Source organism: Streptomyces sp. CB09001 (genome assembly GCF_003369795.1).
Classification (GTDB): Bacteria; Actinomycetota; Actinomycetes; order Streptomycetales; family Streptomycetaceae; genus Streptomyces.
This window is the reverse complement of the sequence record NZ_CP026730.1, coordinates 2,928,947-2,943,071: the sequence shown is the minus strand read 5'-3', so window position 1 is coordinate 2,943,071 and position 14,125 is coordinate 2,928,947. Positions and strand designations below refer to the sequence as shown.

Genomic DNA, 14,125 nt, shown 5'->3' with positions numbered 1-14,125 from the left:
GGCTCAGGCGACCTCGGTCGAATCGAGCGGCTCGGGCGACGGGGCGGGCTCGGGCGAGGGGTTCATGGCGGTGACTCCTTCGGTCTCGGGGACTGCTGCGGAAGCCGCGGGACCCGTCGCCGGGTCCAGGCGGCCGGCCAGCGCGCGGCCGATGACGGCGAGGGCGGCGTCGGACTGCACGAGCCCGAGGTGGTCGGCGTCGACACCGACCCGTTCGATCCGGCCGCTCACGTGCGGGCGCCACGACTCGGCGCCGCGGCGGGCCAGCTTGTCGCCGTCCGCCCGCTCGGCCGCCAGCACCAGCACGTCGCCGTCGTAGGTGCCGGGGGTGTGGCCGCGCATCAGGGCCGCGTTGTTCATGAACACCTGGAGAACCGCGGCCAGTTCGGTCTCGTCCAGGCGGCCCATCGGGTCCCCGGCGGCGTTCAGGAACGCGCGGTAGCGGGCCGTGGGGAAGTGGCCGCCGGTGAGTTCCTCCTCGGCGACGTCGAACCCGGCGTCGCGCAGGTTGTGCGCGAACACCTCGGCCAGCGGGGCGTCCGGGCCCGCGCCCGCCTGCCGCGGATAGGCGTCCAGGAAGGCCAGCAGCTCCACCTCCTGCCCGCGGGCGCGCAGTTCGCGGGCCATGGCGAAGGCCACGTTGCCGCCGAGCGACCAGCCCAGCAGCCGGTACGGGCCCTCGGGCTGCGCCTCCTGGACCAGGTCCGCGTACTCGGCGGCCATCTCCTGAAGCGTCGCGGGCAGCGGCCCGTCGCCGTCGAGTCCGGCGGCCTGGACGCCGTACACCGGGATGCCGGGCGGCAGGTGGCGCACCAGGCCGGAGTAGCACCAGCTCATGCCGGAACCGGGGTGGACGCAGAACACCGGCCGGGCGGCACCGGCGGCACGCAGCGGGAGCAGCCGCTCCATCGGCTCCCGGCCGCCGCGCGCCGCCAGCCGCACCGCCAGGTCGGCGACCGTGGGCGCGGCGAACAGGTCGCGTACGCCCAGCTCCTCGCCCAGCTCGGCACGGACCCGCTCCACGAGCCGGATCGCCAGCAGCGAGTGGCCGCCCAGGTCGAAGAAGCCGTCGTCGAGACCGACCAGCTCCAGACCGAGGACCTCGGCGAAGAGCCGGCACAGGGCCTCCTCGCGCGGGGTGCGCGGCGAGCGGCCCTCGACGGTGCGGTACTCGGGGGCGGGCAGCGCGCGCTGGTCCAGCTTGCCGTTGGTGGTGAGCGGCAGCGCGTCGAGGACCACGAGGGCGGCGGGCACCATGTACTCGGGCAGCGAGCCGCGCAGCGACTGCCGCAGCGCGCCGGGGTCCACACTCGCCCCGGCGTCCGGCACGACGTAGCCGACCAGGCGGCGGTCCCCGGGCGTGTCCTCGCGGACCAGCACGGCCGCCTGCGCCACGCCGGGCAGGCCCGCCGTCACCGCCTCGATCTCGGCCGGCTCGACGCGCATGCCGCGCAGCTTGACCTGAGTGTCGGTGCGGCCCAGGTACTCCAGGTTCCCGTCCGCGCGGTGGCGGACCAGGTCGCCGGTGCGGTACATCACGCCGCCCGCCGGCCCGAACGGGCACGCCACGAAGCGGCCCGCGGTCAGCGACGGGCGGCCCAGATAGCCGCGGGCGAGTCCGGGCCCGCGCACGTACAGCTCCCCGGGTACGCCCGGCGGCACCGGCTGGAGCGCGTCGTCCAGGACGTACCCGGCGGTGTCGGCGATCGGCGCGCCGATCGGCGGGACGGCCGCGCCCGCCAGCGGGGCGCTCATGGTGGCGCAGACCGTGGTCTCCGTCGGGCCGTAGGAATTGCGCATCAGGCGCCCCGCGGACCAGCGGGCGACCAGTTCCGGCGGGCAGGTCTCGGCGGCGACGACCAGGGTCGTGGCGGCGGGCAGCGCGCCCTCGGGGATCAGCTGGAGCACCGCGGGGGTGATCGCCGCGTGGGTGACCCGGTGGCGGACCGCCAGCGCGGCCAGGGCGGGCCCCGGCACGGTGCCGGGCTCCACGACGACGAGGGTCGCACCGGTCAGCAGCCCCATCGCCAGCTCCCAGAACCCGCCGTCGAAGGCGGGGGAGAGGTGGTGCAGGACGCGGCTGCCGGGGACGACGTCCAGTTGCGAGGTGAAGATGTCCAGCAGGGCGGGCAGGCCCGAGTGCGTCACGGTGACGCCCTTGGGGCGGCCGGTGGTGCCGGAGGTGTAGATGACGTACGCCGGATGCCCCGGCAGCAGCGGCGCGAGCCGGTCGGCGTCGGTGAGGTCGGCACCGGCGCGGGCGGACTCGCCCGGGTCACCGGCGTCCGCCCCGTCCGCGGTCTCCTCGTCAAGGAGCAGCCTGGGCACGTCCGTGTCCGGGAGGCCGGCGGCCACCGCGGCCGTGGTCAGCAGCGCGACCGGTGCCGCGTCGTCGAGGGTGCCCGCGATCCGCTCCGCCGGGTGGGCCGGGTCCAGCGGCAGGTAGGCGGCGCCCGCCTTGGCCACCGCGAGGACGGCGACGGGCAGTTCGGCCGAGCGGGGCAGCGCCAGCGCCACCAGCCGCTCGGGGCCCGCCCCCCGCGCGACGAGGTGCCGGGCCAGCCGGTTGGCGCGCGCGTTCAGCTCCGCGTAGCTCAGCGACGTGTCGCCGACGACCACCGCCTCGGCGCCGGGGCGCTCCCGCACGTGCCGCTCGAACAGCTCGGGCAGGGTGGCCGGGGCGAGGCCCTTCGCCGTCGAGTTCCACTCCTCGACGACCCGGTGCCGCTCCCGCGGTCCGAGCACGTCGATGCGGCTCAGCTGCCGGTCGGGGTGGGCGGCCGCGTCGGCGAGCACCCGCACCAGCCGGTCCACCAGACCCTGCGCGGTGCCGCGGTCGAAGAGGTCGGTGCGGAAGTCGAGGACGCCCGCCACCCCGTCGGGGGTGTGGTCGGCCGCCCGGCGCTCCGTCACCGAGAACCCGAGGTCGACCTTGGCCGCCGTCGCCGCCGCACCGCCCGTGCCGCTCACCGTCAGCCCGCCCGGCAGCGCCGGCGCGCCCTCCCCGTCCGCCCGCGACGCGGTGCTGCGCAGCGACAGCACCACCTGGAAGAGGGGGTGGTGGGTGAGGGAGCGGGTGGGGTTGAGGGCTTCGACGAGGCGTTCGAAGGGGAGGTCTTGGTGGGTGTAGGCGGTGAGGTCGGTGTCGCGGACTCGGGTGAGGAGTTCGCGGAAGGTGGGGTTGCCGCTGGTGTCGGTGCGCAGGACGAGGGTGTTGACGAAGAAGCCGATGAGGTGGTCGGTGGCGTCGTCGGTGCGTCCGGCGACGGGGGTGCCGATCGGGATGTCCTCACCCGCGCCGTGCCGGGTGAGCAGGGTCGCGAGGGCGGCCTGGAGCACCATGTAGAGGGTCGTGTCCGTGGCCCGGGCGAGTTCGGTCAGGCGGGTGTGGAGGTCGGCGGGGAGGGTGAACTCGACGCGGTCGCCGGTGTGGTCGGCGGTGGCGGGCCGGGGCCGGTCGGTGGGGAGGTCGAGTCGTTCGGGCAGGCCGGCGAGCTGTTGTTTCCAGTGGGCGAGCTGCTTGCCGGCGAGGGTGCCGGGGTCGGTGTCGTCGCCGAGGACGTCGCGCTGCCACAGGGCGTAGTCGGCGTACTGGACGGGGAGGGGCTGCCAGGTGGGTGTGGCGTCGGCGCAGCGGGCGGTGTAGGCGGTGGTGAGGTCCTGGGCCAGGGGGGTGCGGGACCAGGCGTCGCCGGCGATGTGGTGCACGAGCAGCAGCAGGACGTGCTCCCGCTCCGACAGCCGCAGCAGCCGGGCCCGTACGGGGATCTCCGCGCCCAGGTCGAAGGGGTGCCGGGCCGCCCGGGCGAGGTCGGCCTCGTAGTCGGCCTCCGTGGACTCGGCCGTCTCGAAGACCGGCCGGACCCCGTCGGCCGGGTGCACCACCTGGCGGGCGCCCAGCTCGTCCTCCGTGAACGTGGTCCGCAGGCTCTCGTGCCGCCCGACCACGTCCAGCAGCGCCGCGCGCAGCGCGTCCGGGCGCAGCGGGCCGGACAGCCGGAGCACGGTCGGGATGTTGTAGGTGGGGCTCGGCCCTTCGAGCAGGTGCAGGAACCACAGGCGCTGCTGGGCGTAGGAGAGCGGGAGGCGCTCGGGGCGGGGCCGTGCGGTGAGCGCGGCCCGCGCCCGGCCCGCCCCGGCGAGCACCACGGCGAGCGCGGCCGGGGTCGGCGCCTCGAAGAACTGCCGGATGGACAGCTCGGCCCCCAGCGTGGTGCGGACCCGGCTGACCAGCCGGGTGGCGAGCAGGGAGTGCCCGCCGAGGTCGAAGAAGTCGTCGTCGACGGTGACGCCCGGCAGCGAGAGGACCTCCGCGTACAGGTCGCAGACGATCTCCTCGGCGGGGGTGCGCGGCGCCCGGCCCGCGGTCCGGCCGGTGTACGTCGGGGCGGGCAGCGCCGCCCGGTCCAGCTTGCCGTTCGGGCTGAGCGGCAGGGCGTCCAGGGCGACGAACGCCGAGGGCATCATGAAGTCCGGCAGGGACAGGGCCAGCCGGGTGCGGGCGGCGGCCTCGTCCCAGTGGCCGGGGTCCGGGACGACGTAGGCCACCAGGCGCTGGTCGCCCGGCTGGTCCTCGCGCAGGAGGACCGCGGCCTGGCGCACCCCCGGCCCGCCCGCGACGGCGGCCTCGATCTCGCCCAGCTCGATGCGGTACCCGCGCAGTTTGACCTGCCGGTCCGCGCGCCCGGCGAAGACCAGCTCCCCCGCTTCGTTCCAGTGCGCGACGTCACCCGTGCGGTACATGCGGCTGCCCGGCGTCCCGAACGGGTCGGCCGTGAACCGCTCGGCGGTCAGCCCGCCCCGGCCCAGGTAGCCGCGCGCCAGCTGCACGCCCGCCAGGTACACCTCGCCGTCCAGACCCGGCGCGACCGGGCGCAGCGCGGAGTCCAGGACGTACACCCGCACCCCCTCGTGCGGGGTGCCGATCGGCACCGGGCCCGGCTCCACCGTGCGGTCCGGGACGATCCAGTGCTCCAGGCAGTGACCGGTGGCCTCGGTGGGCCCGTAGACGTTCACCACCGTCACGTTGGGCACGGTCTCGCGCCAGGGCGCCAGGATCTCCCCGCGCAGCTCCTCGCCGCCCAGGGTCAGGGTGCCCGAGGGCGCGACCTCCGGCGGCATGGTGGCCAGCAGCGCCAGGTGCGACGGGGTGCCCTTCATGAACGTGGCACGGCGGAAGCCGGGTTCGGACCCGGCCGTCTCGGCGAGGGCGCGCAGATCCGTCAGCCGGACGCAGCCGCCGCTGATCAGCGGGGCGTGCAGCGAGCCGACGCTCTGGTCGAAGGACGCGGACGCCTGCATCACGGACAGCCCCGAGATGTCCGGTGCCTGCGAGGACCGGCAGTGCCGCACGAACGCCGACAGGGCCCGGTGCTCGACGACGACACCCTTGGGGCGGCCCGTCGTGCCGGAGGTGTAGATGACGTACGCCGGATGGTCCGGCAGCAGCGGCGCCGCGCGGTCGGCGTCGGTGAGGACGGTCCCGGAGTGCCTGCTCAGCGACGTTCCGGTGCCGGGGTCGTCCATGACGAACGTCAGCGGCCCGCAGCACTCCTCGCCGATCCGGTCGTCCACGTCGGAGGTGGTGAGGACCAGTGCGGGATCCGCGTCCTGGATCATGTGGCGGATGCGGTCCGGCGGGTACTCCGGGTCGACCGGCACGTAGGCGCCGCCCGCCTTGAGCACCGCCAGCATGCCGACCACCAGTTCCGTGCGGCGCCCCACCGCGACCGCCACGTGCCGTTCCGGGCCGACGCCCAGTTCGACCAGGCGCCGGGCCAGCCGGTTGGCGGCGGCGTCGAGTTCGGCGTAGGTCAGCCGTCCGTCGGGGGCGATCAGCGCCGTCTTGCCCGGGGTGCGCGCCACCTGCTCCTCGAACAGGTCGGTGAACCGCTCGGCGGGCCGCACGTCGTCCGAGCCGCTCCACTTCTCCAGGACGGTGCCCCGCACCTCCGGGTCGAGCAGCGCGACCGCGCCGACCCGGGTGTCCGGGGCGTCCAGGACGGTGCGCAGCGCCCGGCGGAACGCGGCGATCACCGCCTCGACCCGCGCCCGGTCGAAGACCTGCGGCAGATAGCCCAGCGAGAACCGCAGGGTCTCGCGGGGCAGGGCCAGCAGACCCAGCGGGTAGTGCATCTGGTCCTTCGAACGGACCCCGAGGACGGTCGGGAGGTCCGCGTCCGGCGCGGCACCCGGGGGGCGGCCGCGGCTGGAGTTGAGCGGATAGTTCTCGAACACCATGGCGGTGTCGAAGAGTTCGCCGGATCCCGCCCAGCGCTGGATCTCCGCGAGGCCCACCCACTGGTGGTCGATGAGCCGCGCCTGCTCGCCCTGCAGCCGGCGCAGGAACCCGGTCAGCGTCTCGGCGGGCCGCAGCCGCACCCGCAGCGGCAGGGTGTTCATGAACAGGCCGACCATGGTGTCGACGCCGGGCAGCTCCGGCGGGCGGCCGCTGACGGTCACGCCGAACACCACGTCGTCCCGACCGGTGAGGTGGGACAGGACCAGTCCCCAGCAGCCCTGGATCACCGTGTTCACCGTCAGCCCGTTGGACCGGGCGAACCGGGTCAGCGCGGCGCTCGCCGGCTCGTCCTCGGAGAAGTCGATCCGCTCGGGCGCCGCGGTGAGCGCGCCCCGGCCGGGGGCGACGATGCTCGGGGTGTCGAACCCGGCGAACGCCTCCGTCCACGCCTGGCCGGCGGCGTCCCGGTCCCGGCCGCCGAGCCAGCCCAGGTAGTCGCGGTAGGGGCGCACCCGGGGCAGGGCCGTGCCGTCGCCGTGGACCGCGTAGAGGGTCATCAGCTCGCGCAGCAGGATCGGCATGGACCAGCCGTCCGCCAGGATGTGGTGGAGCGTCAGCAGCAGCCGGTGGCGGGCCGGGCCGAGCCGGACCAGGGTGAAGCGGATCAGCGGTGGCCGGGACAGGTCGAAGCGCGTCCAGCGGTCCCGCTCGGCGATCCGCTCCGCCGCCGCCTCCCGCTCCGGTTCGGCGACGCCCGCCAGGTCCTCCTCGCCCCAGGGCAGGACGACCCGGCGGGGGATGAGCTGCACCGGGCGCTTGAGCCCCTCGTGCCGGAAGGCGGCCCGCAGGTTGGCGTGCCGCTCCAGCAGCGCCTGCCCGGCCCGGCGCAGCCGCTCCGGGTCCGTGCCGCCCTCCAGGTCGATGAAGACCTGGACGTTGTAGGCGTCCAGCTCCTCGTCGTCGAAGAGGTTGTGGAACAGCATCCCCTCCTGGAGCGGGGACAGCGGCAGGATGTCTTCCAAGCCGGACTTGGCCATCAGAGGGAACCCCATTCGCTCTCGAGTCGGGAGATGTCGTCCTCGCTGAGCGAGGTGAGGGAGACGTCCGAGGGGGTCAGACCGCTCGCCTCGGGCCGGCCGGCGTGCTCGACCAGCGCCTTCAGGGCCCGGAACCAGCCCTCGCCCAGGCGCCGCACCTCGGCCTCGGACAGCACGGCGTCGGCGTACGTCCACACGCTGTGCAGCCGGGGCCCCTCGTCGGTGTCGTGGGCGCCCGCGACCAGTTCCACCGGGTGCGCCAGCGGGGTGTCGGGGTGCTGGCCCGCCAGGCCCCGCCCGAGCACGCTCCACGGTTCGGGCCCGGCGCCGCCGCCCGGTGCGCCGCCGCCCCGGCCGCCGGTATGGCGCCCCAGGTAGTTGAAGCCGTACGCCGGTGCCGGCAGGGCGGCGAACCGGTCCCGGGTGCGCGGGTTGAGGTGACGGAGCAGGCCGTGGCCCACGCCGTCGCGCGGGACGGCGCGCAGCTGCTCCTTGACCCGCTTCAGGGCCCGCCCGGCCGCGGCCCCGCCGTCCCACACCTCGGCCCAGTCCGGGTCGTCGACCTCGGGGTGCAGCGGCACCGGGTGCATCGAGGTGAACCAGCCGGTGGTGCGGGTGAGGTCGGCGCCCGGCACCAGGTGCTCGTGGCGGCCGTGGCTCTCCAGGTCCACCGTGACGGGCGCCGTGCCCCGGGCGCCCCGGTCGCGCCGCCAGTCGGCGACGGCCAGCCCGAACGCGGTGAGCAGCAGGTCGTTGATCTCCGCCCGGAACACCCCGGGCACCCAGGTGAGCAGGGCGTCGGTGGTGTCCGGGTCGAGGTCGAGGACGACCTGCCCCGAGCGGGCATGGGTGTCGCGCGCCGGATCCAGTACCGGGTCCGCCGGCTCGGCCGCCGGGCGGGCCGCGTCCAGCCAGTGGTCCGTCTCCGCCTCGGTGACGGGGGAGCCGGCCAGGTCCCGCAGCGCCGACGCCCACCGGCGCCAGGCGGTGCCCGCCGGGCTGAGCGGGCGGCCCTCGTAGGCGGCGGCCAGGTCCGGCACGAGCAGCCGCCAGCTGACCGCGTCCACGGCCAGGTGGTGGGCGACCAGGACCAGCAGCCCCGGCCGGTCCGGCCCCCGGTCGACGTGGCAGGCCCGCAGCATCCGTCCGTCGGCCGGGGACAGCCGGTCGCGTTCGGCGGCGGCCGCCGCGGCCACCACCGCGTGCAGCCCGGCGTCGTCGACGTCCCCGGCCACGCGGCGCGTGAGGAGACCGGCGGCGTCCGAGCCGCCGGGCTGGGGCTCGGGCACGGACATGGACCAGTTGGCGGCGACCCGCAGCCGCAGCGAGTCGTGCCGGTCCAGGAGCGCTCCGAGGGCGGCCACCAGCCGCTCCGCGTCCAGGTCCGCGGGCACGGACACCACCACCGACTGATTGAACGGCGCGACCGGCCCGCCCAGCGCGGCGAACCACCCCATGATCGGCGTCGCGGGCACCGGCCCGCTCGCCGCTTCCTCCTCTTCCGGCTCTCCCGGTGCGGCGCCCGCCGACACCCCCGCCGCGCCGTCGGCGGCCTGCGCCTCGGCGAGCTCGAGTGCCTCGGCGACGCGGGCGACGCTCTGGTGCTCGAAGACGTCCCGCACGGAGAGCGTGAGGCCCTTCGCACGGGCCCGGCTGACCAGCTGGATGGACAGGATGCTGTCGCCGCCCAGGTCGAAGAAGCCGTCGTCGACACCGACCGACTCCAGGCCCAGCGCCTCGGCGAACAGCGCGCACAGCAGTTCCTCGCGCGCCGTGGCCGGGGCCCGGCCCGTGCCGGCGGCCGCGTAGTCCGGCGCGGGCAGCCCCCCCCGGTCCAGCTTGCCGTTCCCGGTCAGCGGCAGCTCCGCCAGGCGCACGAACGCCGACGGCACCATGTAGTCGGGCAGCGTCTCGCGCAGCCGCTCCCGCAACTCCTCGTCCGACGGCACCGGCACCGGCCCGGCCCCGGTCACCAGGTACGCCACCAGACGCCGGTCGCCCGGCCGGTCCTCGCGCACCACGGCCACCGCCTCCGGCACCCCCGGGTGCCGCGACAGGGCCGACTCGACCTCGCCCAGCTCCACCCGGAAGCCGCGGATCTTCACCTGGTCGTCGACCCGGCTGATGAACTCCAGGTCGCCCCGCCGGTTCCAGCGCACGATGTCGCCGGTGCGGTACATCCGCTCGCCCGGCCCCTCGAAGGGGTTGGCGACGAACCGGGACGCGCTCTGCCCGGGCCGGTTCAGATAGCCGCGCGCAAGCTGCACCCCCGACACGTACAACTCGCCCGGCACCCCGGCCGGCACGGGCTGCAGATACGGGTCGAGGACCAGCATGCGCGTGTTGGGGAACGGGCGGCCGATGGTCAGCACACCGTCCGCGAGGTCGTCCGGCGTCTCGACCCGCCAGGTCGTGCAGCCCACGATCGTCTCGGTCGGACCGTACTCGTTGAGAACCCGCGCCCCCGGATGCGCCGCGAGCAGCGTCCGCACCGCGCGGCCGGTCAGCGACTCGCCGCCCAGGACCAGCTCCCCGTCCGGCACGCACACCCCAGGCAGCCCGGTGATCAGCGGCAGATGGCTCGGCGTCGCCTTCAGGAACGTCGTCTGCGGCAGGTCGGGCACCTCGCCGTCCAGCGCGCGCTCGTGCAGCTCCTCCAGGTCCGCGAGATGCACGCGGCCGCCGTTCAGCAGCGGCGCGAACAGACCCGTGACCGTCAGGTCGAAGGAGAGCGGCGAGTGCAGCAGCGCGTTGCCCGCCACGCCCGGGTACAGCTCCGCCGACACCGCCAGGTAGTTCAGCACCGGCTGGTGCTCGACGAGCACCCCCTTGGGACGGCCCGTGGAGCCCGACGTGTAGATGATGTACGCCGCGTTCCACGGCGACAGCGGCTGCGTGCGGTCCTCGTCCGTCAGGTCGTGCGCGGGCTGCGCGGCCAGCCGGGCGGTGACGTCCGGGTCGTCGAGCAGCAGCCGGGGCAGCTCCGCCGGGAACACCCCGGCGGGGACCGCCGACGTCGTCAGCGCGCACACCGGCGCCGCGTCCTCGGCCATGGTGGCGATCCGCTCGCGCGGAGCGCCCGGGTCGACCGGCAGGTACGCGGCCCCCGTCTTCAGCACCGCGAGCACCGCCACGCCCATCTCCACCGACGGCGGCAGCGAGATCGCCACCACCTGCTCCGGACCCGCCCCGGACTCCGCGAGGAGGTGGGCGAGCCGGTTGGCGCGGGAGTTCAGCTCGGCGTACGTCAGCGTCGTCCCGCCGGCCGAGAACGCCGGGCGGCGCGGAGTCCTGGCGACCTGCTCCTCGAACAGCTCCGGCAGGGTCCCCTCGCGCTGCGGGCGCGCGGTGTCGTTCCACTCCCGCAGCACCTGCCGCCGCTCGGCCGGGTCCAGCAGGCCGATCCCGCCGATCGGCCGGTCCGGGTCGGCCGTGACCGAGCCCAGCACCCCGAGCAGCCGCGAGATCACCGACTCCGCGGTCTCCCGGTCGAACAGCTCCGTGCGGTACTCCAGCGAACCGCGCATGCCCGCAGGACCGCCCGACGGGTCGTGCCGCTCGCCGAAGGTCAGCGCCAGGTCGAACTTGGCCACCCCGGTACCGGCCGTCATCCGGGTCGCGTTCACGAGCGCGCCCGCCGCCCCGGACACCGCCGGGGCGTCCGGAGCGGTGCGGGCGCCCGCACCGGCCGTGTTGTTGAAGGTGATCATCACCTGGTACAGCGGGTGGTGGGCCAGACTGCGCGCCGGGTTCAGCGCCTCCACCAGCCGCTCGAACGGCACGTCCTGGTGCGCGTACGCGGCCAGGTCCCGCTCGCGCACCCGGCCCAGCAGCTCACGGAAGGTCGGGTTGCCGCCGGTGTCGGTGCGCAGCACCAGCGTGTTCACGAAGAACCCGACGAGATCCTCGGTGGCGGCGTCGTTGCGCCCCGCGACCGCCGTGCCGACGGGAATGTCCTCGCCCGCCCCCAGTCGCGTCAGCAGCGTGGCGAACGCCGCCTGGACCACCATGAACAGACTGGAGTGCGTGGACCGCGCCAGCTCCGCCAACCGCGCGTGCAGCGCCGTAGGCACCGTGAACGCGATGCGGTCGCCGGTGTAGCCCGCGGTCGCCGGCCGGGGCCGGTCGGTGGGCAGCTCCAACTGCTCGGGCAGCCCCGCCAGGGCGTCCTTCCAGTACGCCAGCTGCCGCGCCGCCACGCTGTCGGCGTCGGACTCGTCGCCGAGCACCTCCCGCTGCCACAGCGCGTAGTCGGCGTACTGCACCGGCAATGGCTCCCAGTCCGGCGCCGTGCCCGCGCAGCGCGCCGCGTACGCGGACGTGAGGTCACGGGCCAGCGGCGCCATCGACCAGCCGTCGCCCGCGATGTGGTGGATGAGCAGCAGCAGGACGTGATCGGTGTCCGAGACGCGGAACAGCCGGGCCAGGAACGGGATGTCGGCCGTCAGGTCGAAGGCGTGCCGGGCCGCCTCGCCGACCCGCTCCGCCACCTCCCCGGCGGCCACGTCGACCACGTCCAGGCGGCGGGCGGCCCGGTCGGCGGGCAGCACGACCTGCCACGAACCCCCGTCGTCCGCCGCGAACACCGTCCGCAGGCTCTCGTGCCGGACCAGCAGGTCACCGATCGCCCGCTCCAGCGCCGCCCGGTCCACCGGACCGGACAGCCTGAGCGCCGTCGGCATGTTGTACGTCGCCGACGGCCCCTCGAACTGGTGCAGGAACCACAGGCGCTGCTGCGCCGGCGACAACGGGACCCGCTCCGGACGCGGCCGGGCCGCCAGCGGCGCCCGCGCGCCCGCCGCCCGGTCCAGGGCGCCGGAGAGCCCGGCGATCGTCGGCGTCTCGAAGAACTGGCGCACGGACAGCTCGACGCCCAGCGCCGTCCGGATGCGGCTGACCAGCCGGCTCGCGAGCAGCGAGTGCCCGCCCAGGTCGAAGAAGCCGTCGTCGATGCCGACCCGGGCAACTCCCAGCACCTCGGCGAACAGCGCGCACAGGATCTCCTCGCGCGGATCCCGCGGCCCCCGGCCCACCGGCTCGCCCTCGTACTCCGGAGCGGGCAGCGCCTTGCGGTCCAGCTTCCGGTTCGGCGTCAGCGGCAGCGCGTCGAGCACCACGAACGCCGTCGGCACCATGAACTCCGGCAGCCGTCCGCGCAGCCGCTCCCGCAGCTCCGGGGCGCTCGGCACCGGGCCCGCGGGAGCCGCCGGACCCGCCGGGCCGTTCGTTCCGTTCGGTACGACGTAGCCGACCAGCCGCCGGTCGCCCGGCCGGTCCTCGCGCACCGTCACAGCGGCCTCGGCGACCGCCGGATGCCGGGACAGCTCCGCCTCGATCTCCCCGAGTTCGATACGGAAGCCCCGCAGCTTGACCTGCTGGTCCACCCGGCTCAGATAGCGCAGCGCACCGTCCCGGCGGCGGCACACCAGGTCGCCCGTGCGGTACATCCGGGTACCGGCCGGGCCGTACGGGTCGGCGGTGAACCGCTCCGAGGTCAGCGAGGGACGCAGGTGATAGCCCTGCGCCAGCTGCTCCCCGGCCAGGTACAACTCGCCGGGCACACCGACCGGGACCGGCCGCAGCGCCGAGTCCAGCACGTACGCCGAGGTGTTGGCGAGCGGCCGGCCGATGACCGGCCCGGACTCGGTGACATCGGCCGCCGTCGCCCAGATCGTCGCCTCCGTCGGCCCGTACAGGTTCGTCACGGAGCGGGCGCTGCCCGTCAACGCCCGCGCCAGCTCGGACGGCAACGCCTCCCCGCCCACCAGCACGTGCACTCCGGCCAGCTCGTCCCCGGCCACCGCCGCGACCCCCTGCCACAGGCTCGGCGTCGCCTGGACCATGGTGATCTCCGACGCCGACACCCGGTGCAGCAGCGCGTGGGGGTCGCGCGCGGTCTCCTCGTCGGCGAGCACCAGCACCGCACCGTGCAGCAGCGGCAGGAAGATCTCCAGTCCCGCGATGTCGAACCCCACCGTGGTCACGGCGAGCAGCCGGTCGCCGGCCCCCGGCGTGAACCGCCGGCCCATGTCGGCCAGGAAGTTGTCCAGCGCCCCGCGCGGCACCACGACACCCTTGGGCCGCCCCGTGGAACCCGAGGTGTAGATCGTGTACGCCGGATGCGCCCCGTGGACCGGACCCCGCAGCTCGTCCGCCCCGAGGTCCGCGTCCCCGCACCCAGACAGCTCTGCCTCCGCCACCGGTTCGGCCACGGTGAGCGCGGGGCCCGCGTCGGCCAGCATGTACTCCACCCGCTCGGCCGGGTAGTGCGGGTCGATCGGCAGGTAGGCGGCCCCCGACTTGAGGACCGCGAGCAGCGTCACGACCAGCTCCGCCGAGCGGGGCAGCGCCACGGCGACGAACCGCCCCGGCGCCGCGCCCCGCGCGACGAGGTGCCGGGCCAGCCGGTTGGCGCGCGCGTTCAGCTCCGCGTAGGTCAGCCGCACTTCGCCGAACTCCACGGCCGTCGCATCCGGCGACCGCCGCGCCTGCCGTTCGAGGAGCCCGGTCACCGACGCGGCGGGCGGCTCGGCCGCGGTGTCGTTCCACTCCTGGAGGACCAGCCGCCGTTCGGCCGCGTCCATGATCTCCAACTGCCCCACGGGCCGCCCCGGATGCGCCACCGCCGCGTCGAGCAGCCGCACCAGCCGGTCGGCGAGGTCCCGCACCGTGGCACGGTCGAAGAGCGCCGTGCTGTACGTGACGCCGCCGCTCATGCCCTCGCAGGAATGGTCGGCGCCGAAGTGCTCGGCCAGCGCGAACGACAGGTCGAACCGCGCCGAGACCGACTCCGACGCCACCACCTCGGCCGCCAGATCGGCGAACCGTTCCGTCTTCGTGCCCTGCG

Annotated in this window: 2 protein-coding genes (1 of these 2 only partly in view); both read right to left on the bottom strand. The window is 75.4% G+C overall.

Annotated features, from left to right (window positions below; translation table 11 throughout):
• Positions 1 to 3 precede the first annotated feature (3 nt).
• Positions 4 to 7,278 carry a non-ribosomal peptide synthetase gene (locus C4J65_RS13370; protein ID WP_162833162.1) on the bottom strand — a complete coding sequence of 2,425 codons (7,275 nt, stop codon included), beginning with the start codon at positions 7,276 to 7,278 and terminating at the stop codon, positions 4 to 6.
• Positions 7,278 to 14,125, bottom strand: the 3' portion of a protein-coding gene (locus C4J65_RS13365) for a non-ribosomal peptide synthetase (protein ID WP_275898183.1). It continues 2,032 nt past the right edge of the window; only the last 6,848 of its 8,880 coding nucleotides appear in the window; the start codon falls outside the window, past its right edge; it ends in the stop codon at positions 7,278 to 7,280. Before C4J65_RS13365 ends, C4J65_RS13370 begins: the two co-directional genes overlap by 1 nt.

Excerpts from the sequence above, each read along its gene's own strand:
- C4J65_RS13370 (WP_162833162.1), bottom strand. The coding sequence starts at position 7,278 with ATGGCCAAGTCCGGCTTGGAAGACATCCTGCCGCTGTCCCCGCTCCAG.